General features: G+C 60.0%; 26 protein-coding genes and 1 tRNA gene. 15 read left to right on the top strand and 12 right to left on the bottom strand.

The window, feature by feature from the left end:
* Window positions 1–45: 45 nt before the first annotated feature.
* From MGMSRV2_RS15030 to MGMSRV2_RS15010, 5 genes are all read right to left on the bottom strand, one after another.
* Entirely contained in the window at window positions 46–1,332 is a 1,287-nt protein-coding gene (locus MGMSRV2_RS15030) for a restriction endonuclease subunit S (protein WP_024081207.1), read from the bottom strand.
* Window positions 1,322–2,881 carry a class I SAM-dependent DNA methyltransferase gene (locus MGMSRV2_RS15025; RefSeq protein ID WP_024081206.1) on the bottom strand — a complete coding sequence of 520 codons (1,560 nt, stop codon included), beginning with the start codon at window positions 2,879–2,881 and terminating at the stop codon, window positions 1,322–1,324. Before MGMSRV2_RS15025 ends, MGMSRV2_RS15030 begins: the two co-directional genes overlap by 11 nt.
* A gap of 161 nt (window positions 2,882–3,042) precedes the next feature.
* The gene (locus MGMSRV2_RS15020; protein ID WP_024081205.1) at window positions 3,043–3,573 is read right to left on the bottom strand and encodes a Na-translocating system protein MpsC family protein; all 531 of its coding nucleotides are present in this window, start codon (window positions 3,571–3,573) and stop codon (window positions 3,043–3,045) included.
* Between the two features lie 103 nt (window positions 3,574–3,676).
* Window positions 3,677–4,645: a DNA adenine methylase gene (locus MGMSRV2_RS15015; protein WP_024081203.1), complete on the bottom strand. Its 969-nt coding sequence runs from the start codon at window positions 4,643–4,645 to the stop codon at window positions 3,677–3,679.
* Window positions 4,638–5,435 (bottom strand): hypothetical protein, encoded by a 798-nt coding sequence (locus MGMSRV2_RS15010; protein WP_144084316.1) that lies wholly within the window; start codon window positions 5,433–5,435, stop codon window positions 4,638–4,640. The genes MGMSRV2_RS15015 and MGMSRV2_RS15010 overlap by 8 nt, the downstream gene beginning before the upstream one ends.
* Window positions 5,436–5,503: 68 nt before the next feature.
* Between MGMSRV2_RS15010 and MGMSRV2_RS15005 the strand changes: the two genes are divergently transcribed.
* The 4 genes from MGMSRV2_RS15005 (at window position 5,504) to MGMSRV2_RS14990 (ending at window position 8,862) form a co-directional block, all read left to right on the top strand.
* Window positions 5,504–6,583, top strand: coding sequence for a hypothetical protein (locus MGMSRV2_RS15005; RefSeq protein WP_024081201.1), 1,080 nt, complete (start codon window positions 5,504–5,506; stop codon window positions 6,581–6,583).
* Window positions 6,584–6,768: 185 nt separating this feature from the next.
* Complete coding sequence (locus MGMSRV2_RS15000; RefSeq protein WP_024081200.1) at window positions 6,769–7,341, top strand: tyrosine-type recombinase/integrase; 573 nt, start codon at window positions 6,769–6,771, stop codon at window positions 7,339–7,341.
* A gap of 158 nt (window positions 7,342–7,499) precedes the next feature.
* The gene (locus tag MGMSRV2_RS14995; RefSeq protein WP_041633663.1) at window positions 7,500–8,126 is read left to right on the top strand and encodes a hypothetical protein; all 627 of its coding nucleotides are present in this window, start codon (window positions 7,500–7,502) and stop codon (window positions 8,124–8,126) included.
* Window positions 8,107–8,862: a class I SAM-dependent methyltransferase gene (locus MGMSRV2_RS14990; RefSeq protein WP_024081198.1), complete on the top strand. Its 756-nt coding sequence runs from the start codon at window positions 8,107–8,109 to the stop codon at window positions 8,860–8,862. Before MGMSRV2_RS14995 ends, MGMSRV2_RS14990 begins: the two co-directional genes overlap by 20 nt.
* A 34-nt stretch (window positions 8,863–8,896) precedes the next feature.
* Here MGMSRV2_RS14990 and MGMSRV2_RS14985 read toward each other — a convergent pair whose 3' ends face one another.
* Window positions 8,897–9,601: a site-specific integrase gene (locus tag MGMSRV2_RS14985; protein ID WP_052588997.1), complete on the bottom strand. Its 705-nt coding sequence runs from the start codon at window positions 9,599–9,601 to the stop codon at window positions 8,897–8,899.
* Between the two features lie 117 nt (window positions 9,602–9,718).
* Here MGMSRV2_RS14985 and tnpA point away from each other — a divergent pair, with 117 nt between their 5' ends.
* The 4 genes from tnpA to MGMSRV2_RS21495 are packed head-to-tail and all read left to right on the top strand — an operon-like array spanning window position 9,719 to window position 12,438.
* On the top strand, window positions 9,719–10,084 hold the full coding sequence (gene tnpA, locus MGMSRV2_RS22465; RefSeq protein ID WP_024079338.1) for an IS66-like element accessory protein TnpA: 366 nt from the start codon (window positions 9,719–9,721) through the stop codon (window positions 10,082–10,084).
* Window positions 10,081–10,428: an IS66 family insertion sequence element accessory protein TnpB gene (gene tnpB, locus MGMSRV2_RS14975; RefSeq protein WP_024078582.1), complete on the top strand. Its 348-nt coding sequence runs from the start codon at window positions 10,081–10,083 to the stop codon at window positions 10,426–10,428. The genes tnpA and tnpB overlap by 4 nt, the downstream gene beginning before the upstream one ends.
* Before the next feature lie 57 nt (window positions 10,429–10,485).
* A complete protein-coding gene (gene tnpC, locus MGMSRV2_RS14970; RefSeq protein WP_024079059.1) occupies window positions 10,486–12,093 on the top strand; it encodes an IS66 family transposase in 1,608 nt (535 codons plus the stop codon).
* 30 nt (window positions 12,094–12,123) lie between these two features.
* Complete coding sequence (locus MGMSRV2_RS21495) at window positions 12,124–12,438, top strand: hypothetical protein (protein WP_158497778.1); 315 nt, start codon at window positions 12,124–12,126, stop codon at window positions 12,436–12,438.
* A gap of 391 nt (window positions 12,439–12,829) precedes the next feature.
* Here MGMSRV2_RS21495 and MGMSRV2_RS14965 read toward each other — a convergent pair whose 3' ends face one another.
* From MGMSRV2_RS14965 to MGMSRV2_RS14945, 5 genes are all read right to left on the bottom strand, one after another.
* Window positions 12,830–13,960, bottom strand: coding sequence for a DUF6538 domain-containing protein (locus MGMSRV2_RS14965; protein ID WP_024081196.1), 1,131 nt, complete (start codon window positions 13,958–13,960; stop codon window positions 12,830–12,832).
* A gap of 98 nt (window positions 13,961–14,058) precedes the next feature.
* Window positions 14,059–14,133, bottom strand: a tRNA-Gln gene (locus tag MGMSRV2_RS14960).
* A gap of 38 nt (window positions 14,134–14,171) precedes the next feature.
* Window positions 14,172–15,038 carry a 4-(cytidine 5'-diphospho)-2-C-methyl-D-erythritol kinase gene (locus tag MGMSRV2_RS14955; RefSeq protein WP_024081195.1) on the bottom strand — a complete coding sequence of 289 codons (867 nt, stop codon included), beginning with the start codon at window positions 15,036–15,038 and terminating at the stop codon, window positions 14,172–14,174.
* On the bottom strand, window positions 15,038–16,753 hold the full coding sequence (locus MGMSRV2_RS14950; RefSeq protein WP_024081194.1) for a tetratricopeptide repeat protein: 1,716 nt from the start codon (window positions 16,751–16,753) through the stop codon (window positions 15,038–15,040). The genes MGMSRV2_RS14955 and MGMSRV2_RS14950 overlap by 1 nt, the downstream gene beginning before the upstream one ends.
* Before the next feature lie 295 nt (window positions 16,754–17,048).
* A complete protein-coding gene (locus MGMSRV2_RS14945; protein ID WP_024081192.1) occupies window positions 17,049–18,653 on the bottom strand; it encodes an electron transfer flavoprotein-ubiquinone oxidoreductase in 1,605 nt (534 codons plus the stop codon).
* A gap of 135 nt (window positions 18,654–18,788) precedes the next feature.
* Between MGMSRV2_RS14945 and MGMSRV2_RS14940 the strand changes: the two genes are divergently transcribed.
* The 7 genes from MGMSRV2_RS14940 to MGMSRV2_RS14910 all read left to right on the top strand — a co-directional run bounded on the left by MGMSRV2_RS14940 (window position 18,789) and on the right by MGMSRV2_RS14910 (window position 25,537).
* A complete protein-coding gene (locus tag MGMSRV2_RS14940) occupies window positions 18,789–19,580 on the top strand; it encodes a uracil-DNA glycosylase (RefSeq protein ID WP_024081191.1) in 792 nt (263 codons plus the stop codon).
* Between the two features lie 179 nt (window positions 19,581–19,759).
* Entirely contained in the window at window positions 19,760–21,556 is a 1,797-nt protein-coding gene (locus MGMSRV2_RS14935; RefSeq protein ID WP_242410692.1) for a transglycosylase SLT domain-containing protein, read from the top strand.
* Between the two features lie 102 nt (window positions 21,557–21,658).
* The gene (locus tag MGMSRV2_RS14930; protein ID WP_024081189.1) at window positions 21,659–22,612 is read left to right on the top strand and encodes an acetyl-CoA carboxylase carboxyltransferase subunit alpha; all 954 of its coding nucleotides are present in this window, start codon (window positions 21,659–21,661) and stop codon (window positions 22,610–22,612) included.
* A gap of 35 nt (window positions 22,613–22,647) precedes the next feature.
* Window positions 22,648–23,388, top strand: coding sequence for a glycosyltransferase family 2 protein (locus tag MGMSRV2_RS14925; protein WP_024081188.1), 741 nt, complete (start codon window positions 22,648–22,650; stop codon window positions 23,386–23,388).
* Window positions 23,385–24,098, top strand: a complete 714-nt coding sequence (locus tag MGMSRV2_RS14920) for a TVP38/TMEM64 family protein (RefSeq protein WP_024081187.1) — start codon at window positions 23,385–23,387, stop codon at window positions 24,096–24,098. The genes MGMSRV2_RS14925 and MGMSRV2_RS14920 overlap by 4 nt, the downstream gene beginning before the upstream one ends.
* Window positions 24,095–24,676 (top strand): BON domain-containing protein, encoded by a 582-nt coding sequence (locus MGMSRV2_RS14915; RefSeq protein ID WP_024081186.1) that lies wholly within the window; start codon window positions 24,095–24,097, stop codon window positions 24,674–24,676. The genes MGMSRV2_RS14920 and MGMSRV2_RS14915 overlap by 4 nt, the downstream gene beginning before the upstream one ends.
* A gap of 24 nt (window positions 24,677–24,700) precedes the next feature.
* Window positions 24,701–25,537: a hypothetical protein gene (locus MGMSRV2_RS14910; protein ID WP_041633661.1), complete on the top strand. Its 837-nt coding sequence runs from the start codon at window positions 24,701–24,703 to the stop codon at window positions 25,535–25,537.
* A 69-nt stretch (window positions 25,538–25,606) separates the two neighbouring features.
* On the opposite strand, the gene greA is transcribed toward MGMSRV2_RS14910, so the two are convergent.
* Window positions 25,607–26,080, bottom strand: coding sequence for a transcription elongation factor GreA (gene greA, locus MGMSRV2_RS14905; protein ID WP_041633660.1), 474 nt, complete (start codon window positions 26,078–26,080; stop codon window positions 25,607–25,609).
* Window position 26,081 lies beyond the last annotated feature (1 nt).

Genomic DNA, 26,081 nt, shown 5'->3' with positions numbered 1-26,081 from the left:
CATTATCTGTTGCGGGCGGCAGAAATCAATCCACCACCTGCCGGGTCAGACCGCTTCCAGTGCCTTTTCCACGTCGCTGATCCGCAGCTTACCCGACATGAGGCGGGGCAAAAGGGTGTCGCGGAGTGCGGCCAGCAACGCCACCTGCCGGATATTAGCGGATGCACGATCCAACAGTGGCTCGACGATCTGCCCGAAAGCCCTTGCGACGGGAAGAGGTGGTACCACGACCGGCTTAAGTTCCAGCGATTTCTTCCATTTGGCGTATGGAATCGTTGATCCTTGTGAGTGATTGGTCGCGTATTCCACGGTTTCCGTCTGGAAAGCCGTCAATAGAGCAAACTGCCGCAATTCCGGCGTTTTCGGCATAAGGGTGAAAACAGTTGTCCGTGTCACTCCGTCGAACGGGGCAAGGCAGACCTTGTGGAAATATGGCCGCATGGCACCGAAAAGAATGTCACCACCCTTGAATAAGATCAGGCTACTTTGAGCCTCTTCACCAGGGCGATGTTGCTCAAGTGTCACTGTTCTTGGTGAGATACATTCAACCGGGACATACGGCAACGCAGCGGTCATTTTTCCCGCCGCCGCCCGCTCATTCCGAAGAGTAAGAACATCTCCCAAAACACCTTGCCTCCAACCGCTGGGGATTGTCCCAAGTTCGGCTTCCAATAGCTCTGCTGGAAACAGGTCCGCTACCTCGGGAGGCATGCCTTCCGGCTCCCGGTCCTCGGCCTTGGTCCGCACGGGATCAAAATCCACGAACCAAGACTTGAACAGGGCCTGGGCGATGGCTTCCAGGGTGGTATTGGTTTCGCGGAGAAGGGTGATGCGGTCGTCAAGGCATCTCAGCACGGATGTAATCCGCTCTTGCTCCTTCGGTGGTGGGAGCAAAAAGGAAAAATCACGCATCAGACGAAGAGACACATTCTTGATCGTGGAGCCAGTCGCCAGCTTGTTGATGTAGTTCTTAAAAGGCAGGCCACTCAAAACATAATAAATGTAATGCTTGTCGACGCTGTGTATGACATTAAAATAACAAGCACTCTTCCCAAGCACGACATTTTCGCCGCAAAATAAAGCCACATTTCCGATTGTTCCATTTATTGAAACAAGCACCGTGCGGTCGTTGAGATTTTTTTGGTGCTTTTTGTACTCTTTTTCTGAAACCCGCCGAGTTTTCTCATCAAAAACAATTCGCCCCTCGCAAAGGTTACTTCCGTTGACGAAAAAATAGTCTCCAGCATCGTCATACTCGGGGGTTCCGTGCAGACCATCCCCTAAAATGGTGGTCACATCTTCCAATCGAACTTCGGGCCATTCAGACGGCATATCCAAGCTCCCCCAACCGCTCCCGGATAACCTCGTCCAATTCCGTTCCCATTTCCAATTGTTCGGCCAAAGTCGCGGTCAAAATCTCCATCTTGTCGGCAAAGGTAGCATCGTCATCTTCAACCTCTTCGGCCCCGACATAGCGGCCAGGGGTAAGGACGAAGCCGTGTTCGGCAATTTCCTCCAGCTTCACGGCACGGCAAAAACCGAGAACGTCGGCATAGGCTTCGGTGGTTTCGCCGTCCTGCCGCCATGCATGGACGGTGCGGGCGATCTGCTCAATGTCTTCGTCATCAAACACGCGGATCACGCGGGTCACCAACCGGCCCAGCTTGCGGGCATCTATGAACAGCACCTCGCCCTTTCGGTTCCGCCCGTTCTTGCTCTTGTCCTTGTTGAGGAACCAGAGGCAGGCAGGAATCTGGGTGTTGAAGAACAATTGGGGCGGCAGGGCAACCATCACCTCGACCACGTCCGCCTCGACCATCGCCTTGCGGATGGTGCCTTCGCTGTTCTGATTGGATGACATGGAGCCGTTGGCCAGCACCACACCGGCACTGCCCGCTGGCTTGAGGTGGGAAAGGATGTGCTGCAACCAAGCATAATTGGCATTGCCAGTTGGTGGCGTGCCATGAACCCAACGGGGATCGGTCGCCAGCTTGTCGCCACCCCAATCGGAAATGTTAAAGGGTGGATTGGCCAGGACGTAATCGGCCTTCAAGTCAGGATGCTGATTCCGATGGAAGGTGTCGGCGGGCTCCTTGCCCAGGTTGAAGTCCATGCCACGGATGGCAAGGTTCATCGCCACCAGCCGCCATGTTGTGGGGTTGGCTTCCTGGCCATAGATGGAGATGTCGCCAAATCGGCCACCGTGGGCTTCTACGAATTTTTCCGACTGAACGAACATGCCCCCGGAACCGCAGCACGGGTCATAGACCTTGCCCTTGTGGGGTGACAGCACCTCGACCAGTACCTTCACCACCGAGGCGGGGGTATAGAACTGCCCGCCCTTCTTGCCCTCGGCACTGGCGAACTGGCCCAGGAAATATTCGTATATCTGCCCCAGGACATCCTTGGCCTTGTCCTTCTCGCCAAAGCCGATGGACGAAACCAGATCGATCAGTTCGCCCAGACGGCCCGGCTCCAACTGCACACGGGCAAACCGCTTGTCGAGGATGCCCTTGAGGCGGGGATTGTCGTGTTCAATGGCGATCAGGGCATCATCAATCCGCTTGCCGATATCGGGCTGTTTGGCCTGATTGCGGACAATGGACCACCGGGCCGATTCCGGCACCCAGAAGACGTTCGCCATCGTGTAATAATCGCGGTCTTCCAGCAGTTCGGCACTGGCCGCGTCATCCCCGATATAAAGCTCATGATCCGGGTTGGCGAATGCCACCACCAATTCCTGCCGCCGTTCCTCGAACGTATCCGAAATGTATTTGAGGAAGATCAACCCCAGGACGACGTGCTTGTATTCGGCAGCATCCATGTTGGACCGCAGCTTATCGGCAGTCGCCCAAAGGGTCCGGTGGAGTTCGGCGTTCATATGCGGCAGCCCTGAATGGTCAATTTCGGGGAGCATTATGCCGCAGGGGGAACCAGTCGTCCTCAGCTTCCTGTGGAATATTTGCGTGGAGCTGCCTCAGGTAAATTGGCAATGTATTTCAATGAGGAAAGGGAGGAGGAATTTGCCCCCTCCCAAAGTTCTCAGACGAGAGGACTTATCGCCCTTGCCAATGCATCAATGTATAACAATTTAGCATCATTATATGATGAAAATAGTACGCTTCTGATATTTGAAATGCTGTTAAGCGTGCTCTTCATCAGATTATAGTTTGGCCCAAGCCTATTCCTAAGAAAGCTTTCAATTTCATCGGTCACGCCCCAGTAATGGTTATGCATGTCTAATGCTTTTCGTGCCTCGGCCACGTCTTGGTTGGCAGTCCCTTCCAAAATTTTAACGATAGCATTTTCATCAAGGCACCCCACAACCTTGATATCAGAGGCAAGGCGAACAAGCGTGGCGATTTTGTCTTCAATTATATAGCAGTGCAGACCAGAATACCCCTTACCTAACTTTTCTTTGATAGCCTTTGAAATCGCTTTGCTAATGTTGGAGTCACGCTTATACGACTCCAATTTAGAGATATTGCAATTATTGTCATTGAGACATTCTATAATTTTTTTGCTTACCTCCCACTTCGCATTGGACTTCACTATGATAATTTTTCTACCCATATTATTTCTCCATTTATAATGTGCCTACCGTTATTGGTAATTTCGTATTAATAAAAGTACCGCCAGCCGTTAAATTAAGTCAATAAAAGCTGGGCATTTTATTTCAGACCTTGACAGCAAATCGCCAGTTATTGTTGGCAACCATATTTTGGAAACATGGCGGCTCATAAGTCAAAACCACCAGTTCGGTTCCGACCTTTTTTTGATCGGTTCCCGGCTCGTTGACCGCATATACCTGTTCACGCAACAAGCGGAAATGATCGGCATATCGCCGGTTGTTCACGGGCGAATGGTTGATGGTGACCATGCATTTGGCACCATTCCGCCCGGCAGCCGAAACCAAGCCCCCCAAGCGGTCGTGATCGTCGGCAGTGAACGAACAATCATACAGGTCCGCATCTTGCCCTTCGTAGGGCGGATCGATGAAGGCGAACGCCCTATCTCCAAGTTCGATGGCCTCGGCCATTGTCGCCTTATAATCCTGCTGCCTGATATCCCAATCCGCGATCAGTGCTGACCACCGGATCAACCTGCCGGTGGTCCCTTTCGCATTACTCAGCCACTTGGTTGCCCGCAACGGGCCGTACCCACGGGGCAGCAAATGGAGCTGTTTCGCAGGCACGCAGGTGTGCGTGTGAATATAGTAGGCTGCAGCCGCCGCCACCGAACCCTGGCCTGTGGCCTGCCATTCCTTGATGTGCTCAAGGCAAGCCATGTACAGGGCACGACCGTCGGCAAACCGGTGAAGCAAAATATCAACCGCTTTAGCCAATTCCCAAGGCTGGGCCTGCAGAACCTGCCAGAAGCTTACGGTCGGGCCGAACATGTCACGCACCCGGTAGTGCTTTTTACGATGAGCGTCCAACCGGGCAAACGTCAGCGGTGTGGCACCGCCGCCAAAGAAGGGATCGATGATGGTGTCGAAGCTCGCCGCAACCGGGCGAAGACGCCAAAGCCTTTCCGCCACCTTGGCCTTGCCGCCGATGTAGTTCAACGGGCTGGCATTGTTGCTCGGGATAGGGGCGAAAGCCCCCATCTCGATGCGAAGGTCACGCATGGATTTATTAACCATGGGTCACCTCCTTGGCATTGGCCGCGTTGTCATTGGTCGCCGTGGAAGACGTGAACCCATCCGTGCCGGGTTCCTCGACACCCCACTTGCGGATCAACTTGGCAACGAAGTCCGGGGTCACGTTCAAGCTTCCCTGGAAGCCACCATCCGTGTAAATCCGAATGTGAAGCGACTTGTCGATTTCCGGCCTCGGCTCGGCGGCCCCCTTGCTACGGCGGGCGTCGACCGACGCATCGTAAGCTTTGCGAATGCCACCCACCTGCTCGATATAGGCAGCAAGTTCTTCCGCCGACACGCCCGATTCATAGGCGTGCAGGCAGATGGCGGCGATGCGGGAAATTTCACCGCTGTTGAACGGCACCTTGGCCAGCGTCGCAAGCAACTTGGTGACGGCCAAGAAGTGATTGTCCGCATTATAACCACCCTTAAGCTGGATGCCGTCGTCGGTCAGAACGGCCTGGAAAGCTTCCGTATCCTTGAATGCTGCGACGCCATATTCGTAGGCAATCTTGGTGCATTCCACGGCTTTGCCTTCGGTGGAACGAATGGCCTTATCAAGGTTGTGGAAGTAATCCGCAAAAACACGGCTGCCTTCAGCCGCAAGGTTAGACAGGTGTTCGACGTTCATGTTTTCAATCATAATTTTATCTCCTACAGCGATGTTTACAGCAGAAACTGGTGTTAACCACCTTGTTCTGGTGAGGCCGACAGCATCGCGTTCCGTCGTCTTCATATGATCATGATGCATCTGAAGCAGCAGTTCTGAAAAAATGATCAGAAATATCGCCATTCCCTGCTAGACAGGGCTCTAGAAAAGGATATTGATGAGTTTGATCAAAACGCCTTTTCAGGACTGCTATGACCGATCAACGACTGCTGATCCCCTATTACCGTGAAATTCGTTCGGCACGGGGGTGCGTTTCGCCCTCGGTCGATGTGCAACGAGAATGGGTTCGCCAACGAGCCGCAGCCCATCCGTTCGCAGCGGTCAGCGATGTGGGGCGGGAAATAGAGACGCGTTATGAGGGGCCTGGAACACCAGAAGCCAATCGCCAGCCTCGACCAAAGCTGCGGGAGGTGCTCAAAGCCGCTGCTGACAATGGCAACTCGATAATCCTATTGCCGTCCATGCCGAAGCATTACCGGTATCAGTGGATAGCCGACGAGATCGAACAACAACGGGTGCCGTGGCTTGAGATCCATCCCCAGAAGCGGGCCGGTCGCCCCGCAAGCCGCAAGGATCACGGCAAGGACGTCCGTCTAGGCGAGGCCATCCCAATCCACGGCGGTGAATTCAATGCCGTTTGGAAGGAGATCAAACGAAATTGCGGATGGTTTATCCGGTCGGTTGAGCGGCTCAATAGCAAGCTACTTTTCAGGGGAACTGGGGAGCGTGATCACGGCCCCGCATTTGTTGGCCGCCCAAAGGTAGAGCGTCGACCAAAAAGTAGCGGGCTCGTCAATCATCGATACGCGATAGATTGGATGAAGGAACACGGCTTTGCCGCTCACCGTGGGAATAGCGTAATCTGCACGTCAAATCCCGAGCACGCACGTGCCTACAGCGACATCAAGCAGGGCAAGTGGCGGAAGATATACGCGATTTTCCCGTTCGATGGCTTTGACTTCACGTGGTCACGGAATGAACGAGAGTTTGCATATGTTGTTTCCGAGGAAGATGGGACCTTGCCGTTTTATGATGGCGATGTCGATCCACCCAAAGGCCTAAAAAATCGCGGCTGGAATCCATTCTTGGAGGACCGGCTTTGGTCAGCGGATTACGTGTCGAATGACATTGACGGAGCCTTGCGGGCCGAGCACGAAATAATGATTTCCGGCGTTCCCTATTATGGGCTCGACTGGTCAACCTACCGGACGGCGGTGCTGAAAAAATTGGGCTTCAAGCTTCAGAACGAGCCCTACACCAAACGCCGCTAACTTCCTCGGAAGTTTCATGCGAATAGGGCCTCGGCCCTGCCAGAATGGAAATGTCATAGAAGAAGGAAACTATGACATTAGCCCGCAAACCCGCAGAAAACCTGGGTTCCGCTGCCAACCTCGACTGGACGCTTGGCGGAAACGAGTTAGAATCTTCGTAGGCTTACATTTCGTGAGATTTTCCTATGAAGCAGGCGAAGGTTCTTTCCGACCAGGAAGTGAAGCGGGTGTTGGCCGTCATCGCCCAAGACCGCCACGCCGACCGCAACCGCATGGCCTTCATGTTCTCCATGTTGGCGGGCCTTCGGGCTTGTGAGATTGCCAGCTTGACCATCGGGGCCGTGGTGGATGGCCAGGGCAAGCCCAAGTCGGAAATCTACCTCGCCCATACGATGACCAAGGGGCGGAAGGGCCGAACCGTGATGGTGTCGGAACGGCTCCAGAAGGAAGTGGCCCGATACATCGCCACCACCGCTACCATTGACCCGACCAAGCCACTCATCGCCAGCCAGAAATCCAACAAGCCGTTCTCGGCCAACACCCTGGTCCAGTTGTTCCGCCGCATTTATGCGGAAGCGGGCGTTGACGGGGCGAGCAGCCATAGCGGTCGCCGGTCATTTATCACCACCCTGGCCAGCAAGGGCGTTGGGGCACGGGTACTCCAACACCTTGCCGGGCATTCCAGCCTTGCCACCACCCAACGCTACATCGACGTGAATGACGCCATGTTGCGGGAAGCCGTCAATTTGCTGAGTTAGCCGTCATAGCCCACAAGTAGGAAAAAGACACTTGGTTGTCGTGAGCCGAGGTTGTAAGCGGCCAGTTGAAAATTCGCTCCTGATCAACGATCCTGCCGATAAATGTGGGGTGCTGCAGAAGTGCACACTGCGGCTGGCGAGGACGTTCAATGCTTTTCATGAATCTGCTGTCGGTTTATGGGTCCGTCGCATCGCTTGCGGGCTTGGCCATTACATTCCGCGAACAGGGAAAGCCCTTTAGTTCACTCGAACTCGCTTTGTATATCGTCGCCGGCATGCTCACGCTCTTGTGGAGCATCATGGCATTTAGGTCCTATTACAAAAACAGGCCGCATTCGTGCCGTACTGAAAAGCAAATTTTGAAATACATGCTGAAATGGATTTCACATCCTGGTCGTGCCGTGATCTTTACGCGTGACATGAGCTGGACGAATAATGATGACGTTAAATCTGTTTTGCTCAAAAAAGCAGCCGCCAATGAGCTGACTATTATACTAGAACACGATATTCCTCTGGCGGATGAACTGCGTGCCGAAGGGGCTAAGATTGTAACCTACGCAGGGCTTCGCCATACACCCGCCTCCAGATTCACCATAATCAACAAGGACCGCCACGACGCCCAGGTGGCTGTCGGCGGCAAGGTGGATGGACAGCATGTGATCCACGAATTTCAGCAGGGCCATCACCCGTTCTTTGCGGTAGCCAACGACTTGGCAGACATTTTGATCAAGCTAGACGTTATGTCGCAGGACAAGGTCAAAGAACATGCTCTGCCGACTTGCTAAGTCCGTTGACTGGAATACGCTTAGACAGCAATGGGACAGCCTTGCTGATACAAGGCTTGAGCAAATTACCTCTGGCAAAGACATTACATACAATCATGTGCTAATGCCTGAAATCGCAAAGGGCCTAAAAGGAAAAAAGTTTACCAATGGCCTTGATGTGGGTTGTGGTGTTGGAGTCATGGCAAATATGATTTCAAATTATTGTGACAAGGTAATCGGCATTGATATAAGTGGGAAGTCGATTGCAGTAGCAGATAACTTATTTTCCAGCACAGACGTAACTTTTATCAATGACAGCATTGAAGGATACGCAATCTCATCGGGATTTCGCCACGACTTTGTGCTGGCCAATATGTTTCTAATGGACACCCCAAATTTAGAATCGTCATTAAATGCCATCAGCACGTCGATGACTGACGGCGGATACTTTTTATCGGTAATTCCTCACCCGGCGTTTTGGCCAGCTCATTATGGTTATGCCGATAAAGAGTGGTTTTCTTACAGTGATGAAATAGCTGTTGAGATGGAGTTTCACATTTCTCTCGAAACCAATCCCTTGATGAGCATTCATTTCCATCGCCCACTGGAAATTTATATCGCCAAATTACTCAACGCGGGTTTCACAATAACCAAATTCCGGGAAGTCTCCCCAAGCCCTAAGGCGATGCTCCTTTACCCGAAACCATGGTCGGTTCCTCGCTACCTGATGATTGGATGCACCAAACGATCTCGGTAACAGGTTAAGAGCAATGCTCATTTCGCGGCTAACATCACCCAAGCTTCTTCACCAGTTCTTCGGGCGAAATATGCGTGTATCGCGTCAGCATCCGGTATTCCCGGTGACCGCTGATCAACGCCACTTCTGGCACGGTCAGCCCACGCTCAAACAAGCGGGTGATGGCTTCGTGCCGTAGGTCGTGGAAGTGCAGATCATCAATCCTGATCCTGTCCATCAACCGGTCAAACGCAAGCCGCACTGCAGTTTCGGTCACCGCGAACACCCGCTTATCATCCAACCCAAACCGTGAGCGGATGATGTCCATCGCTTTGCTGCTCAACGGCACGGTGCGGGGATGGCCGTTCTTGGTCACTGGCAGCAGAACCGTATTGGTGCGGAAATTGAAGTTTCGCCACTCCAAACCCAAGATTTCACCACGCCGCATGGCGGTTTCTATGGCGAACTCGATCATCGGGATCAAGTAGGTGGATTCGGACTTCTCCATCCCCTCCCGCATCTTTTCCAACTCGCCCGGTATCAATCGCCGCGTCCTTCCCGGCGGAATCTTGGGCTTGCGGATAAGGTCGACGGGGTTTTTGCCGAATGGAAAATCCCAGTCAATGGTGGCGGTGCGGATGATGTGGCCCATCAGATTCAACTCGTGGCGAACCTGCTGGGGGCCGCATGACTTTGACCGTTCATTCCGGTATCCCGCAAAGACACCGGTGGTCAAATCCTTCAGGTGAAGCTTGCTCATGGGGTGGGCCAGGAACGTATCCCTCCGGCGTGGACCGCCTTCCCGGCCGGGTGAGCTTCGGCGAAGCTGATCGCCTGATTGGCGTTGAAGTTGGCGGAAGTGTCCACGGATTCATTTATGGACAGAAACTCGACCGGGCGGCGGCGGAACCGTTCTTGGCCTGAGGATCTGAAGCGGGAGATCGTCGCGGCGACCTACGAGCCCGGGGCCTCTGTGGCCGGGGTGGCGCGGCGGTACGGGGTCAACGACAATCAGGTTTTCACTTGGCGCAAGCGTTTCGGGGGACAACAGGGCGAGACGGTGCCGGCCCATATGGTGCCGGTGGTGGTGGCCGAGGACATGGCGGCCTCCGGGCGGAAGGAAGCCTCTTCTTCTGCCGGCGTGGTGGAGATCGATCTGGCTGGTGGCTACCGTGTCCGTGTCGGCGATGGTGTCGGTGCCCAGCTGCTGTGCCGGGTCTTGGACGTGCTGGAGCGGCGATGATCCCGGTTCCGACGGGCGTCCGGGTCTGGCTGGCGGTCGGGCGGACGGACATGCGGCGCGGCATGAACGGCTTGGCGCTGCAGGTGCAGGAGGCGCTCGGCCGCGATCCCCACGCCGGTGACCTGTTCGTTTTCCGGGGTGCTCGGGGGGATCTGATCAAGGTCCTTTGGCACGACGGCCTGGGCATGTCGCTGTACGCCAAGCGCCTGGAGAAGGGGCGGTTCATCTGGCCCTCTCCGGCTGACGGCGTGGTGGCGATCTCGTCGGCCCAACTGGCCTACATGCTCGACGGGATCGACTGGCGCAACCCGCGCCACACCTTCCGCCCGCGAAGTGCCGGATAGGGCGGAAACCCACATTTTTAGCGAGTCAGCGGCCGGGTTTTATGATTCCATTGGGGCATGGAAATCGGCCGCGAGACCCCGACAGACGACATCGACGCCCTGAGGGCGGAGCTGGCGGTCGCGCGCGCCAGGGCCGCCGAGGACCAGGCGCTGATCGCGCACCAGAAGCTGCAGATCGAGAAACTGAAGCGCGAACTCTACGGCCCCCAGGCGGAACGCTCGGCCCGCCTGATCGACCAGATGGAGCTGGCGTTCGAGGAACTGGCGGCGGCGGCCACCGAGGACGAGATCACCGCCGAGAAGGCCGCGGCGCGCACCACCAACGTGGCGGCCTTCACCCGCAACCGGCCTGCCCGCAAGCCGTTTCCCGAGCATTTGCCGCGCGAGCGGGTGGTCGAGCCGGCTCCGTCGGCCTGCTCCTGCTGCGGCGGTGACCGTCTGCGCAAGATCGGCGAGGACGTCACCGAGACCCTGGAGGTGATCCCGCGCCAGTGGAAGGTCATCCAGCGGGTCCGCGAGAAGTTCAGCTGCCGGGACTGCGAGAAGATCAGCCAGGCGCCGGCGCCCTTCCATGTGACCCCGCGCGGCTGGGCCGGCCCCAGCCTGCTGGCCATGATCCTGTTCGAGAAGTTCGGGCAGCACCAGCCGCTGAACCGCCAGGCCGAGCGCTATGCCAAGGAGGGTGTGCCGCTCAGCCTGTCCACGCTGGCCGACCAGGTGGGCGCCGGCTGCGCCGCCCTGGAGCCGTTGATCCGGCGCATCGAGGCCCATGTGTTTGCCGCCGCGCGTCTGCATGGCGACGACACCACGGTGCCCGTCCTGGCGAAGGGCAAGACCGACACCGGCCGATGTTGGGTCTATGTCCGCGACGACCGCCCCTTCGGCGGACCGGCACCACCGGCGGCCATGTTCTACTATTCGCGCGACCGGAGAGGTGAACACCCCCAGGCCCATCTCGCTGGGTATGCCGGGCTGCTCCAGGCGGACGCCTATGGGGGCTATGGCGCACTCTACCTGCCCGACCGAAAACCCGGGCCAATCCTGGAGGCCGCCTGCTGGGCGCATGCGAGGCGTCCGTTCTTCGCCCTAGCCGACCTGGCGGCCAATGCCCGCCGCAAGGCCGAGGGCCGGGCTGCCTCGGTGATCTCGCCCCTGGCGCTGGAGGCGGTCCGGCGCATCGACGCCCTGTTCGAGATCGAGCGCGCCATCAGCGGCCAGGACGCCGACCGGCGGCGGGCGATCCGCCAGGAGCTCAGCGCCCCCCTGGTCGCCGACCTGGAACGATGGCTGACGGAGAAGCGCGCCGGTCTGTCGCGAGGCAACGATCTTGCCAAGGCCATGGACTACATGCTGAAACGCTGGCCCGCCTTCACCCGCTTCCTCGACGACGGCCGCGTCTGCATGACCAACAATTCCGCCGAACGCGCCCTTCGTGGCATCGCGCTCGGCCGGAAGTCCTGGCTCTTCGCCGGGTCCGACCGCGGTGGACAGCGTGCCGCCTCCATGTACAGCCTCATCGTCACAGCCAAGATGAACGACATCGATCCGCAAGCCTGGCTGGCCGATGTCCTTGCACGGATCGCGGGTCACCCCGCCAGCCGCATCGACGAACTCCTGCCCTGGAACTGGCGGAACGCCAACCCGGCCTCCGCCGTCGCCGCCTGACGCCGCCCCCCCCCCTGCGTCCTTCACCGGATGGATACCCAGGAACCGCTTCATGCGGTAATTCTCCTGGCGGGCACTTCGCTTCGTGACTGTCACTTCCGCTTGGTAGCGGGCAATCAGTTCGCCAAACGTGGTGGTCGCCATCGGCCCGACCTCGTCGGGCGTTTCGCCACGGTCAATGGACGCTTCAAGCTGCCGTGCCCAAACTGCCGCGTCGGATTTTTTGGCGAAGGTTTGGTAAAGAACCGGCATGCCTTTGCGTTGAACTTTGGCTTGCCAGCTATCGCCACGCTTGCGGATGTTTGCCATACCGTTTCGCCGCCTCTTTACTCGTCAGAGTGGTAAAGACGGTGAAATAACTCTGCCTTGGCCTTCAGTCCAGGGCTAAGTCATTGATATCGCTGAAGGAAAATTACTACTTTAGGTTGGGTTGGGAAGCTTCTGCTCTACCATTGAGCTACACCCGCGACCCTGAGGAAATGGCGGCAAACCGCCGTCCCCGCGAAGGGACCGGCATTATGCCAGAAGCCCGATTTTAGGCAAGTCTGGCATTCGGAGTGGCAAGAGAGTGGCGGCTTTTTCAAGCTTCCGCCGAGGGGTCGATTCCCTTCCCCCGCCCCAAAAGTGGCAAGGCGACGGTTTGGGCCACGCTGGGCATAACCGACCGGGCGACTGTGCCTTCAATTTTCCGGGAAGGTCGGCCCATGTTTGGCGGTGGCCGCAGGCACAATGTCCATTACGGCCCTACCGTCACGTGGCCGCCTTGGCACGTTGACGACCCAGGCCGATCTATTTGGCGAGGTCGGAACGTGCCTTGCCAGATGGGGGTGTTGAACAGGGCGTTCAACTTGTCGATCGACCAGATTTTCCGCTTTTGAATGGACGGGACGAAGTCGCTCAAATCGATACCATCGAACATCTGGTCGATGGTGTCGCTGGTGGTGAAGTTCAGGTGTTTGCGGGCGGTGTTGAAGAAACCCTTCACGTGCTGGACGTGCTTGCCGATGGTGGTCGCGTTCATCGTCGGTTTGCCGACGGACTTTTCCAGCAACCGCTTGACAGAGGCTGTTTTGTCCTCGGGCGATTTGCCGGTTGAACGGCTCAACCGTTCCAGCGTTCGCACATAATCAACCACATCCGTGCGGGTGTAATCCGCCAATCGCTTGTCTCCGGTGATTTTGGCGAACAGGCTGATGAAGTTCGTAATGTGCCGGTGGCTGTCATCGGCCAACCGGCGTTCCTTGGCGTAGGTGTCGTTCAGGAACTGCGAGACGGTTGGGGTTGTCGCGCTGACCAATGGAAGCCCAAGACGCCGGGTGATCGCCGAGATGAGTTCCGCCCCTTGGGCGACGGTGGCGGAATCCGCCAATTCGTCCCGTTGCCGTTTCAAGTCGTCGCGGTCGCGGGTCAGGGCCGAGAACGTCGCTTTCCAATGTTCAAGCAGGGCAAGCCGTTCCGGGGAAACGCTGTCGGCCAATTGGCCGATGAAGTAGCCCAGGTGCTCGCCCATTTCACGGATTTGCCCGTCGCGCTTTTCGCGCAGCGCCCTTTCCTGTTCCGCCTCCTTCACGCAAAGCGTGGCAAGGTCGAACAGTTCGCCGATACGGTCGGCCCTGCTTTTGGCGTCCATCGCCGCCAATTGTGCCAGCCATTCTTCCTTGGTTTCCGCCATCACCCGCACGCCGTCGAAGATATCCACGAACAGCCCGTAAAGGCGGATTGCTCGCCTTTTGCCTTCCTTGGGGCAGGCTGTGCCAAGCGAGCGGTGGATTTCGCTTCGCCCGAGCACCGCGACCAAATCAAACGGCACCCGGCAACGCAAGTGGTATGTGCCACCGCGGCGGATTGTGTGCTGGGCAACAGACATCGGCGTCTCCGTGTTGCTACACGGGACTGCTACACACCATTGCTCCACACGCCCGATTCAGGACGGTGAAAGTCGCGGATTTCCTGGGATGGGAAAGGTGGCTGGGGCGCCAGGATTCGAACCTGGGAATGCCGGTACCAAAAACCGGTGCCTTACCGCTTGGCGACGCCCCAACAGCGGGGCCGCACCATAGTCGGAACTGCGACAGGTTTCAAGAGGCGGAAAGCAATGGCGCCGATTTACACCACCATTGCCCATGAACGGCGGCAATGGCGGCGGCGGCGGCATCGGCCTGGGCTTGGCCGGCGAACAGGCCGAAACAGGTGGCGCCGCTGCCCGACATGCGCGCCAACAGGCACTCCGGGGTGGTTTGCAGCATCTGCAAGACTTCAGCGATATCCGGCACCAGGCTGATAGCGGCATCGGTCAGATCGTTGCCGCGATGGGCCAGCATGGCGGCCAATTGCTCGGCATCGGCGGGGCTGCTTTCCAGGGGCTGTGGGGCACTGAAGCAACCTTGGCGGGCCTTGAACACCGCCGGCGTCGACAGGCCGATCCTGGGGTTGACCAATACCAGCCACGCGGCGGGCAGCGGCGGGACTTCGGCCAGAGTGTCGCCGATGCCCCCCATACGAGTGGGGCGGCGGCGCAAGCAGACTGGCACATCGGCGCCCAGGGCCAGGGCCAGGGCGTGCAGTTGAGCGGGGGGTAGGGTCACCCCCCACAGGCGCGACAGGGCCAGGAGAGTGGCTGCGGCGTCGGCGGAACCACCACCGATGCCCGCCGCCACCGGCAGCCGTTTGGTCAGATGGATACGGGCGAGGGCCGGAATCTGCGCTGCCCGGGCCAGGGCCTGGGCGGCGTCCAGAACGATATTGCCGCCCATACCGTCCAGCAAAGCGGCGGTGGGGCCATCCACGCTCAGACTTAGATCATCGGCGGCTTCCACCCGCAGGGTGTCGCCGATGCCGGCGAAGACCACCAGTGAGTCCAATAAATGGTAGCCATCCGGGCGTTTGCCGGTGACGTGCAAGTACAAATTGACCTTGGCCCAGGCCTCGACGCTGACCGGAGGCATTACTTGGTCACGGGTTTGGCCGGAACCTGACCGGTACGCAGCTTTTCTTTCAGGGGCTCGATCATTTCGGGTTCGGGGTCCAATCCCATGGCCCGGCGCCATTGGAACATGGCCTCGGCCTGACGGCCCACCTGCCAATAGGCGTCACCCAGATGGTCGTTGATGGTGGGGTCCTCTGCCTTCAACTCCACCGCGCGTTCCAGGTATTTCACGGCATTATGATAATCGCCCAAGCGGTACAAGGCCCAGCCCAGACTGTCGATGATGGCGCCGTCACGCGGGCGCAGACTTGCCGCCTTTTCCAGCATGGCCCGACCGTCGTCCAGGTTGATGCCGGCATCAACCCAGGTATAACCCAGATAGTTCAGCACGTCTGGTTGATCGGGCTTCAGTTCCAGCGCCTTCTTGAAATCGGCTTCGGCCCGGTCCCATTGCTTGATCCGCTCCAGGCAGATACCGCGACTGTAAATCAGCGGCCAATGCTGCACCGACAAGGCGGGGCCGATGCGGTTGATGGCCGCGCCATAGGCCTCGGCGGCCTCGGCAAAGCGTTTTTTGCGGCGCAGGATATCGCCCCGGGTGATTAGCGGGTCCAGGCTGTCCGGGCGGTCCTTGGCCAGCTTGGCCAAGCGAGTCAGAGCCGCATCGGTATCGCCCAACTCTTCCTGATTAACCGCCACCCGCATCTGACCATAATAATAGGCCGCCGCATCGGGGGCGATGCCGCCATAGACCAGATTGGCCGCATCCAGTCGATCCTGGGCCGACAGCATGTCGCCCAGGATGGCGCGGGCCAGCGGGAAGTCGGGGCGCATGTAAAGTGCCAGACGGGCGAAAACGACAGCAGCTTCCTGGCCATTGCCTTGGCGCATCAGCGAGGCGACGTCGAACAACGCCTCGGCCATGCCGGATTGAGCGTCGGGTACCGCCGGCGCCAGGGCAGGGCCAGCCTTCAGCAGGGCATTGCCGTCGAACAGCAGGGTATCGGGATGTTCCTGTTGATAGCGCTCGTATAAGTGCCGTGCCTGATCTGAACGGTTGCGGCGCTGATACAGGCTGCCCGCCGCCTCGATGCCGCGAATGGACAATTGCCCGGCCAGGGCCTCTGAAAACGCGGCCTCGGCAGCGTCATGGCGCCCGGCCAGATCGTTGATCAAGCCTGAGTGATAGGCCTTGACGCCGGCAAATCCCTTGGATTGCGCCAAGGGTTCCAGGGCCGCCAGGGCTTGATCGGTGCGGCCTTGTCCGGCCAGCGCCCAAGCGCTCATCAACGGGCCGACCAAACCGTTCAAACCGCGGCGGGGCAAGGCGGCAAAGCGACTTTCCGCCTGCACCAGCAGACCGTCATGGACGTCGGCCAAGCCGCTGACCAGAACCGGCATGGCCGATTCGCTATCCAGATCCTGCAGGCGACGGGCCATGGGGACGGCCCCATCCATCCGCCCTTCGGTCACCATCAGGGTGAAGGCGCGCTGCAGCAAGTCGCCATTGTCGGGGTCGCGAGAGAGGGCGGCGGCGTAATAATCGGCGGCGGCGGCGGTGTCGCCCTGGCCTTGGGCCAGCCGGCCAGCCAGGAATGCCCCCAAACCCGAGCGTCCCACCACGATCATGGGGCGGTCGTCACGACCCGAGCCATTGGGGTTGCTGCCTTGCGGCGAACACGAGGCGGCCAGTGCAGCCACCATGGCCATGGCTGCCCAGCGCATCGGGGCCATCTTCAACACCCTTATCATCGTCACCCATGCTTTCTGGCGGATGCGGCGGCGCCACATCCAAGGAGCGAAGGGCCATAATAACGATTTCGGCGGGGTGTGCCACGCACAAACAAATTACTGCCGTGGTGTCGGCACCGCCATCATCGGCAGATAGAACCAGCCGCAACACGGATAGACGCGGATTGGCACGGATAAACACGGATAAAAACAAAAAATCCGTGTTTATCCGTGTGGCCGCGAAGCGGCATCCGTGTTCATCCGTGTCACGGCTGGATTTCTCCGCCTGGAACCACCCTCACATATTCGGATAATTGGGTCCGCCGCCGCCTTCCGGCACGGTCCAAGTGATGTTCTGGGTCGGGTCCTTGATGTCGCAGGTCTTGCAGTGGACGCAGTTCTGGGCGTTGATGCGCAAGGCTGGACCATCGACGATTTCATAGACGCCGGCGGGGCAATAGCGCTGCTCGGGGGCGTCGTACAGGGCCAGATTGACGTCGATGGCGACGCGTTCGTCCTTAAGCTTCAGATGCGCCGGCTGGTTTTCCTCGTGATTGGTGTTGGAAATGAACACCGAGGACAGCTTGTCGAAGCTGATCACCCCATCAGGCTTGGGATAAGCGATCTTGGCGAAATCCTTGGCCTTGCCCAAGCCTTCGTGATCCGCATGAATCTTGAAGGTCCACGGCATCTTGCCGCGGAACAGATAGGTCTCCAGGGCCGAATAGGCGATGCCCAGCCACAGCCCCTTGTGGAAGCTGGGGCGGATGTTGCGCACCTGATGAAGCTCGCTCCACAGCCAGGTCTTCTTCAGCTCGCGCGGATAGGCATGGGCCTGATTGCCGGAATTCTCGCTCAACAGGGCGGCGACCGCTTCGGCGGCGACCATGGCCGATTTCATCGCCGTGTGGCTGCCCTTGATCTTGGGCACGTTGAGGAAGCCGGCCGTATCGCCGATCAGCAGACCGCCGGGGAAGGTCAGTTCGGGGATCGACTGCAAGCCACCCTCGGAAATGGCCCGCGCCCCATAGGCGATGCGGCGCCCGCCTTCAAAGGTGGAGCGGATGGCCGGATGGGTCTTGAAACGCTGGAACTCGTCGAACGGCGACAGATGCGGGTTCTTGTAATCCAGGCCGATGACGAAGCCGACCACCACCTGATTGTCTTCCAGGTGATAGAGGAACGAGCCGCCATAGGTCTGGCTGTCCAACGGCCAGCCGACGGTGTGGACGATCTTGCCCTGGCTGTGCTTGGCCGGATCGATTTCCCACAATTCCTTGATGCCGATGCCGTAGGTCTGCGGGTCGCAGTCCTTGCGCAGGTCGAAACGCTCGAACAGCGTCTTGGTCAGCGAACCGCGGCAGCCCTCGGCGAAGATGGTCTGGCGCGCGTGCAGTTCCATGCCCGGGGTGTAATTGGCGGTGGGCTCGCCATCCTTGCCGATGCCCATGTCGCCGGTGGCCACACCCTTGACCGAACCGTCGTCGTGATACAGCACCTCGGACGCGGCGAAGCCGGGATAGATCTCGACCCCCAGTTCCTCGGCCTGACCGGCCAGCCAGCGGCAGACATTGCCCAAGCTGATGATGTAATTGCCGTGATTGTTCATCTGCGGCGGCGTCGGCAGCCGGATCGCCTTGCTCTCGGTCAGAAACAGGAAGGCATCGTCCTGGGCCGGGCAATTGAGCGGCGCGTCGCGGTCGCGCCAGTCGGGCAGCAACTCGTCCAAGGCGCGGGTCTCGAACACCGCCCCCGACAGGATATGGGCGCCCACTTCCGAGCCCTTTTCCAGCACGCACACCGAAAGCTCCGGGTTCAGCTGCTTCAGGCGGATCGATGCCGACAGACCCGAAGGCCCGCCGCCAACGATCACCACGTCGAATTCCATCGCTTCGCGTTCCATGTCGTCCCTATCCCTGACCGGCGCCGCCCACCCGGCGCGAAGTGTGACAAACGAGGTCGCCTCTATAGCACAGGATTTCGTGAAGATACGAATCCTTCAAACAGGGCCAGGGTTCGTGATATTTTGTTAGCCATCATGCCCCTGGACCTCTCCCCCCACGATCTGTTGCGCTGGTATCTGGATGCCGGTGTGGATGAAGCCATCGGCGAAGTGCCGGTGGATCGTTTCGCAGCTTCGGCCAAGGCGCCGCCACGCCCGGTGGCGGTGGCCGCCGCCATGCCGGCCCCTGCCCCGCAGCCCTCGGCCCCACCCGCGCGTCATGACGGCGGCACCGCTGCGCATGTGGCGGCGCAGTGTCGCGACCTGGCCCAACTGCGTCAGGCCATGGAGGCGTTCGACGCCTTGCCGTTGAAGCGCACGGCCATGAGCACGGTGTTCGCCGACGGTAACCCGGATGCCGACATCATGTGCATCGGCGAGGCGCCGGGACAGGAGGAGGACCGCCAAGGCCTGCCCTTCGTCGGCAAGTCGGGCAAGCTGCTCGATCGCATGCTGGCTTCCATCGGCCTGGATCGCGGCAGCGTCTATATCAGCAACGTGGTGCCCTGGCGCCCGGTGGACAATCGCAAGCCGACAGCGGACGAGGTGGCGGTGTGTTTGCCCTTCATCACCCGTCATATCGAGTTGGTCGACCCTAAATTGCTGATCCTGTTCGGCGGCGCCGCCGCCTCGGCCCTGCTGGGACGATCCGAGGGCATCAACCGCCTGCGCGGGCGCTGGTTTGATTATTCTTCGCCCGGTCTGCCGCGCCCGGTGGCGGTCATGCCCACCTTTCATCCCGCGTATCTGTTGCGCACTCCGGCGGCCAAGCGCGAGGCCTGGCGTGATCTGCTGGCCGTGCGCAAGCGCATAGACGGACATTCCTAAGGGCTTGCCACAATAAGGTACATCTTATTGATATATATGTGGAAATTGGAGTTTTTCCATATTTTCCCAGCCTTTTGGCTTGCTTTTCCCCCCAGGGGTCATTTATAAAACTGCGCAGGATGTTCGATTTTTCCGATAACAACTCGAGAGGCCCGGCCTTGCGACACAGGCTCCTCCCGGTGCTGACGGCAGTCATCCTGAGCCTTTATGTCCCGGCTTTTGCCGCCGACAAAAACGCTCACTCTGACCTTGCGGATGCGTCCGCCGCCGAAGGCACCCGCACCGCTGCGGTGATGCCCGGCATTGGCCGCGAGGCGCGCATTGCGCCATTGCCGCGTCCTTTGTCCGCCGATGATTCCACTCTTTACGCCCGTATCTTCAAGATGCAGGCCGCGGGCCAGTGGGCCGCCGCCGACCGCGAGATGGGCAAGCTCAAGGACGATGTGCTGAAGGGCCATATCCTGGCCCAGCGCTATCTGCAATCGGGGTACCGTCCCAAATATCAGGAATTGCGGGCGTGGATGGCCGATAACGCCGATCTGCCGCAATCGGAAGCCATTTACAAGCTGGCTACCGCCAAGGGTATCAAGGGGTTTGGCGCCATTAAGCCGCCGGTCAAGGGCGCGCTCAAGGGGACCGGCATCGATACCTCGGACGAAGGGGCCAATTGGGAAGGCGCCAGCTATAACAGCGATGGCGGCTCGCCCAAGGTCAAAGCCCTTAAGACCAAGTTCCGTCAGTTGCTGCGCCAGGACAACGGTTCGGCGGCGCTGGCGCTGCTGACCGGGTCGGAGGCGGCTAATCTGTCCGCCTTGGACGTGGACGAGATGAAGACGCTGATGGCCGCCGACCATTTCTCCAGCGGTCGCGATGCCGAGGCCGCCGTGTGGGCGGCCCAGGCGGGGGAACGCTCGGGCGTCGAATTGCCGTCGGCTCATTGGATCGCCGGTCTGGCCCAGTGGCGTCAGGGCAAGCCTGAACTGGCGCGGCGCCATTTCGAAGCCGTGGCCAATTCCGACAGCCAATCGTCGTGGATGGTTTCCGCCGGCGCCTTTTGGGCCGCCCGTGCCAATCTGGTGTCGCGGCGTCCCGAGGTGGTCAATCACTGGCTGGAAATCGCCGCCACCTATCCGCGCACCTTCTATGGCATGCTTGCACGCCAGACCCTGGGCTATGAGACCCTGTTTTCGTGGGAATCGCCGCCCTTCACCGAGGCCGATGCCGACCTGCTGATGCGGGCGCCGGGGACCCGTCGTGCCCTGGCCCTGGTGCAGGTGGGGGAAGGTGAACTGGCCGAGGAAGAGCTGCGCAAATCCTATCCCCGTGCCACCAAGGCCTTGCGCCAGTCCATGATGGTGCTGGCCCATGTGGCCGACATGCCCGGTCTGGCTGTCCGCCTGGGCGGCATGGCCCCCGGTCTTTTGAACGATGCCGCCAGCTATCCGCTGCCGGACTGGAATCCGCGCGGCGGTTGGCAGGTGGACAAGGCCTTGGTCTATGCCTTCGTCCGCCAGGAATCATCGTTCAACCCCAATGCCCGAAGCGGCGCCGGTGCTGCCGGATTGATGCAGTTGATGCCGGCCACCGCCGCCGCCATCGGCGGCAAGACCGGGCGTGACAACCTGCTGGTGCCCGAGGCCAATCTGGCCCTGGGGCAGAAGTACTTGAACAAGCTGATGGCGGAAGAGCCGGTCAACGGCAATCTGCTGTTGCTGGCCGCGGCTTACAACGCCGGCCCCGGCAAGTTGGGGCAATGGCTGTCGACCATCAAGCACAACGATGATCCGTTGCTGTTCATCGAGGCACTGCCGTCGCGCGAGACGCGGTCCTTCGTCGAGCGGGTGATGACCAATTTCTGGATTTATCGCTCGCGCTTGGGACAGACTTCGCCGTCGCTGGATGCGGTGGCGACGGGAGCGTGGCCCTTGTACGAAGGGCTCGACCCCAAGCCGGCCCGCAAGGGCGGCAAGAGCTGATCGGAACGGGGGGCTTGGCCCCCCTTCCTTTTTGGCGCTTTCATTTTTTGCGGGGGCGTGCTTTTTCTTGCTCCCAATCTCCGCTGTGGTATGAAGCCTCCCATGCATATCCTGGAATTTGAAAAGCCCATCGCCGAGCTTGAAGGCAAGATCGAGGAACTGCGGCACCTGACCGATGGCGGCGACGTCAATATCGCCGACGAGGTTGCTCGCCTGCAGACCAAGGTCGACAAGCTGCTGCGTTCCACCTTCGCCAAACTGTCGCCGTGGCAGAAGACCCAGGTGGCCCGCCACCCCGACCGCCCGCACGCCTTGGATTACATCCGTGGCCTGATCACCGATTTCACCCCGCTGTCGGGTGACCGCTGCTTCGGCGAAGACAATGCCATCGTCGGTGGCCTGGGTCGCTTCCGCGGCCAGTCGGTGATGGTGCTGGGCAATGAAAAGGGTCACGACACAGAAACCCGGCTCAAGCACAATTTCGGCATGGCCAAGCCCGAGGGCTATCGCAAGGCCAGGCGTTTGATGGAAATGGCCGACCATTTCCAGATCCCGGTGTTGACCCTGGTGGACACCGCCGGCGCCTATCCCGGCGTCGATGCCGAGGCGCGCGGTCAGGCCGAGGCCATTGCCCGCTCCATCGAAACCTGCCTGGATGTTCGCGTTCCCTTCGTCACCGCCATTATCGGCGAGGGCGGCTCGGGCGGGGCCATCGCCCTGGCCTCGGCCAATACGGTCTTGATGCTGGAACACGCCATCTATTCGGTGATCAGCCCGGAAGGCTGCGCCTCGATCCTGTGGCGCTCGGGCGAGAACGCCAAGGACGCCGCCGAGGCCCTGCGCCTGACCGCGCAAGACCTGCACAAGCTGGGTATCTGCGATGCAATCGTCGATGAGCCGCTGGGCGGGGCGCATCGCAACCGCGACCAGGTGATGCAGTCGCTGTCGGCGGCCCTGGACGGCGCTTTGCGCGACATGGCCGGCATCGAAGGCGGCGTGCTGCGGGCGCGGCGGCGGGAAAAATTCCTGGCCATGGGCCGGGGCGGTCTGGCCTGAACCCCCATCCCTGAACCCCGACGCAAGGTGACGCCATGAATGCGGTCCCCGAACTGGCGGTGGTCGTTCCGGTCAAGAACGAAGCCGACAACATCCTGCCGCTGGTGACGGAAATCCATGCCGCCCTCCATGGGGTGGTGGAATTCGAGATCATTTATGTGGATGACGGCTCCACCGATGCCACCGGGCAAAAACTGCTGGAGGCCAAGGGGCGTTTCCCGCAAGTGCGGTTTGTTCGGCATCGGGCCAGTTGCGGGCAAAGCCAAGCCATCGCCACCGCCGTCAAGCACGCCCGCGCGCCGCTGATCGCCATGCTCGACGGTGACGGACAGAACGATCCGGCGGATATTCCCAGCATGCTGGCCCGCTGGCGGGCCGAGCCGGAAGCCAGCCGCGAAAAGCTGCTGATCGCCGGCTGGCGCGCCAACCGCAAGGATACGTCGTCGCGGCGGTGGGCGTCGAAGGCGGCCAACGCCATCCGTGCCTGGGCGCTTCGCGACAACACCCCCGATACCGGTTGCGGCTCCAAGCTGTTTTCCCGTGCCTTGTTCCTGGACCTGCCGCGTTTCGATCATATGCACCGCTATTTGCCGGCGCTGACCATCCGGGCCGGCGGCACGGTGGAATCGGTGGTGGTCAACCACCGTCCGCGCGGGGCCGGCGCCTCCAATTACAGCAATCTGCGCCGCGCCCTGGTCGGTGTGCCCGATCTGTTGGGGGTGATGTGGCTGATGCGGCGGTCGCGCAATCCGGTCGTTGAAATCCCGCCACAATGAGCCAAGCCGTGACCGCCAAGCGCCATCCCCTGTTGGACCCCCGGGTGCTGATACGCGGTCTGGTCCTGATCGCCACCCTGGCCTTGATCGGTTTCCTGCTGGAAGGCATCGGTCTCAGGGCGCTTTTGGATTCGGCCTGGGTCGATACTGAAGTGCGCGGCAAGGGGCTGTGGGGCGAGGGCCTGTTTTTGTTGGTCGGCGCGGTGGTCATCGCCATCGGCCTGCCGCGGCAGATGGTGTGTTTCTTGGGCGGCTATGCCTTCGGCTTCTGGCTGGGGACTTTGCTGGCCTTGACCGCTACCCTGATGGGCTCCATGTCGGCCTTCTACTATGCCCGTTTCATGGGCCGCGACTTCCTGGCCCGGCGCTTCCCCGGCAAGATCAAGCGGCTGGATGATTTTTTGGCCGGCAACCCGCTGACCATGGCGCTGATCCTACGGCTGTCGCCCTTGTCCTATGGTCTGGCGGCCAATATCGGCGCCGGCGTATCGGGGGTGCGGGCGCTGCCGTTCTTCGCCGGTTCGGCCATCGGCTATCTGCCGCAAACCATCGTCTTCACCCTGCTGGGCGGCGGCATGCAATTAGACCCGGTCACCAACACCATTTTATCGGCGTTGCTGTTCGTGGTTTCCACCGTGTTGGGCCTGTGGTTGTGGCGACGCTATCGTGCGGCGCGCGGTCTGCCCGAGGATGAAGGCGACGAGGCATGATCAAGCGTTTGGCGGTGCTGTTGATGGCTGGTCTGGCCGTGGCGGCCTGCCAGAGTGCCGAACCGGCACAAAGCTCCGCCGCCGCGCCGGAAGAGCCGGTGCGCCCGGTTCTTTCGGCCTTGGAGCGATCCCGCCAGGATGCCAACCGCGACGACGTCATCGCCTCGATTTTGACCCGCAAATTGCGCGAGTTGGATGCCGGTTCTTATCGCGGCGTCACAATCGAGGTGTGGAGCGGGCGGGTGTTGCTGATGGGAGCGGTGATCAAGCCGGACCAGCGCCGTCGGGCCGAACAGAATGCGGCGGGGATTTCCGGCGTTACCCGCGTCATCAATGAACTGATCCTGGCCGAGGATCGGGCCTTGGACCTGTTCATCCCCGATCAGGCCAAGGAAGGCGCGGTGCGCCGTCATCTGGGGGTGGATGGCAAGGGCGGGCTGATCGTCCGCGTCGTCAACAACGTCGCCTTCCTGCTGGGCGGCGTCGCCGACCACGCCCAGGCCGAGTCCCTGCGGGCCGATGCCGGTGAAGTCGATGGCATCAAATGGGTGGTCGCCCATGTGGATGGCGGCACGTAGTTTCATCGGGAAAAGTGGGGCGGAATGTCGGGTGCGGACATACACGGGCCAAAGAGAAAATATCTGGCCGGATTGCCCATCGCCGCAATGGCCCTGGCCGCCCTCTATGTATTTGGGCTTCATCCCGCCAGCGGCATGAGCGGCGGCACCCTTTTCCTGCTCGTCGGCTGGGCCATCCCCAGCCTGTTGCCGTTGCTTCTGGCGCTGTGGGCTGCCTTGTCGTGTCGCTGTGGAGTGCTGCTACGTCTTGGCGCCTTCGCCCTTGTCCTGGTCCTGGCCAGCGTCAATACCCACTTGCCGGCCCTGGTCGGCCAGATATTGGCAACGAAGAACAGCGAGTGGCAGGTGGACCGCCAGGTGGAGCGGGACGACCGCTACTCCTTCGTCCAACAAGAGAACGCGCCGGTGCTTGCGCTTGCCCAACCCATCCTCCCCCGTGTGACCTGGCACGGCAGCGAGCGCTGCATGTGTCTTTATCTGCGCGGCAATGGTGATGCCCTTTACCGGGCCGGGCTTGACGATTTTTTTGGAAAATCCGCCCTTATAAATGTCGCGGATGGGTATGGATTACACTTCGAGGTGACCGCCAATCCGGACGAACGAACCGGCACCGTCACCGTGCAATTCCGTGATCAGCAGGGCATTGCCGCGACTTTTCGCCAGCACGGTATTCCCCTGATCCCTGCCCTCCAGGATCTCGGCGGCGACGGCTTGCGGGGCACGAATATCGCCACCCACGGTGTCGACTTGTTGTTGCACGACAATATCGTCTTGACGCTGCTCTCGTCCTGGTTGCCGTCTTATTTTGATCGACAGGGTTTTGCCGCTTTCATGGATGCGGCGACGGTATCGCCCCAATAAGCGCGGCATATCCCAAGCCAGAACGTGCGAAAGCCCGGGTTTCCCCGGGCTTTCGTCATTCAGGCGGTATCAGACGAACCTGACGTCCACCACTTCATAGGATTTCGAGCCGCCCGGCGTCGTCACCTCGACGGTGTCGCCGATATGCTTGCCGATCAGCGCCCGGGCCAGGGGTGAATGCACCGACATGCGGCCCGACTTGATGTCGGCCTCGTGGGCGCCGACGATGGTGTAGACCACCTCGTCGTCACTGTCTTCGTCCGCCAGGGTGACGGTGGCGCCGAAACGCACCTGATCCCCCGACATCAAGGCGATGTCGATGACCTGGGCGCGGCTGATGACATCTTCCAACTCGGCGACACGGCCTTCGATGAAGCTCTGACGCTCGCGGGCGGCGTGGTACTCGGCGTTTTCAGACAAATCGCCGTGCTCGCGCGCCTCGGCGATGGCCTTGATCACCGCCGGGCGTTCCACCGCCTTCAGGTTGCGCAATTCATCCTCCAGCGTGGTCAAGCCCGCCGGAGTCATCGGGATTTTTTCCATT

The sequence above is a fragment of the Magnetospirillum gryphiswaldense MSR-1 v2 genome, from assembly GCF_000513295.1.
Taxonomy (GTDB): domain Bacteria; phylum Pseudomonadota; class Alphaproteobacteria; order Rhodospirillales; family Magnetospirillaceae; genus Magnetospirillum; species Magnetospirillum gryphiswaldense.
The sequence above is the reverse complement of the archived record's forward strand: the minus strand, read 5'-3'. Positions and strand labels throughout refer to the sequence as shown.

Coding starts and splice junctions, on each gene's coding strand:
- MGMSRV2_RS15015 (WP_024081203.1), bottom strand. CDS start 4,645: ATGGTTAATAAATCCATGCGTGACCTTCGCATCGAGATGGGGGCTTTC.
- MGMSRV2_RS14985 (WP_052588997.1), bottom strand. CDS start 9,601: ATGAGCAAGCTTCACCTGAAGGATTTGACCACCGGTGTCTTTGCGGGA.
- MGMSRV2_RS14955 (WP_024081195.1), bottom strand. CDS start 15,038: ATGCCTCCGGTCAGCGTCGAGGCCTGGGCCAAGGTCAATTTGTACTTG.
- MGMSRV2_RS14930 (WP_024081189.1), top strand. CDS start 21,659: ATGCATATCCTGGAATTTGAAAAGCCCATCGCCGAGCTTGAAGGCAAG.
- tnpC (WP_024079059.1), top strand. CDS start 10,486: ATGGAAATCGGCCGCGAGACCCCGACAGACGACATCGACGCCCTGAGG.
- MGMSRV2_RS14945 (WP_024081192.1), bottom strand. CDS start 18,653: ATGGAACGCGAAGCGATGGAATTCGACGTGGTGATCGTTGGCGGCGGG.
- MGMSRV2_RS15000 (WP_024081200.1), top strand. CDS start 6,769: ATGAAGCAGGCGAAGGTTCTTTCCGACCAGGAAGTGAAGCGGGTGTTG.
- MGMSRV2_RS14910 (WP_041633661.1), top strand. CDS start 24,701: ATGTCGGGTGCGGACATACACGGGCCAAAGAGAAAATATCTGGCCGGA.
- MGMSRV2_RS14995 (WP_041633663.1), top strand. CDS start 7,500: ATGAATCTGCTGTCGGTTTATGGGTCCGTCGCATCGCTTGCGGGCTTG.
- MGMSRV2_RS15025 (WP_024081206.1), bottom strand. CDS start 2,881: ATGAACGCCGAACTCCACCGGACCCTTTGGGCGACTGCCGATAAGCTG.
- MGMSRV2_RS14990 (WP_024081198.1), top strand. CDS start 8,107: ATGCTCTGCCGACTTGCTAAGTCCGTTGACTGGAATACGCTTAGACAG.
- MGMSRV2_RS14950 (WP_024081194.1), bottom strand. CDS start 16,753: ATGGCCCCGATGCGCTGGGCAGCCATGGCCATGGTGGCTGCACTGGCC.
- MGMSRV2_RS21495 (WP_158497778.1), top strand. CDS start 12,124: ATGGATACCCAGGAACCGCTTCATGCGGTAATTCTCCTGGCGGGCACT.
- MGMSRV2_RS15005 (WP_024081201.1), top strand. CDS start 5,504: ATGACCGATCAACGACTGCTGATCCCCTATTACCGTGAAATTCGTTCG.
- MGMSRV2_RS14920 (WP_024081187.1), top strand. CDS start 23,385: ATGAGCCAAGCCGTGACCGCCAAGCGCCATCCCCTGTTGGACCCCCGG.
- MGMSRV2_RS15030 (WP_024081207.1), bottom strand. CDS start 1,332: ATGCCGTCTGAATGGCCCGAAGTTCGATTGGAAGATGTGACCACCATT.
- greA (WP_041633660.1), bottom strand. CDS start 26,080: ATGGAAAAAATCCCGATGACTCCGGCGGGCTTGACCACGCTGGAGGAT.
- MGMSRV2_RS14965 (WP_024081196.1), bottom strand. CDS start 13,960: ATGTCTGTTGCCCAGCACACAATCCGCCGCGGTGGCACATACCACTTG.
- MGMSRV2_RS14915 (WP_024081186.1), top strand. CDS start 24,095: ATGATCAAGCGTTTGGCGGTGCTGTTGATGGCTGGTCTGGCCGTGGCG.
- MGMSRV2_RS14925 (WP_024081188.1), top strand. CDS start 22,648: ATGAATGCGGTCCCCGAACTGGCGGTGGTCGTTCCGGTCAAGAACGAA.
- MGMSRV2_RS15020 (WP_024081205.1), bottom strand. CDS start 3,573: ATGGGTAGAAAAATTATCATAGTGAAGTCCAATGCGAAGTGGGAGGTA.
- MGMSRV2_RS14940 (WP_024081191.1), top strand. CDS start 18,789: ATGCCCCTGGACCTCTCCCCCCACGATCTGTTGCGCTGGTATCTGGAT.
- tnpB (WP_024078582.1), top strand. CDS start 10,081: ATGATCCCGGTTCCGACGGGCGTCCGGGTCTGGCTGGCGGTCGGGCGG.
- tnpA (WP_024079338.1), top strand. CDS start 9,719: ATGGACAGAAACTCGACCGGGCGGCGGCGGAACCGTTCTTGGCCTGAG.
- MGMSRV2_RS15010 (WP_144084316.1), bottom strand. CDS start 5,435: ATGGCGATATTTCTGATCATTTTTTCAGAACTGCTGCTTCAGATGCAT.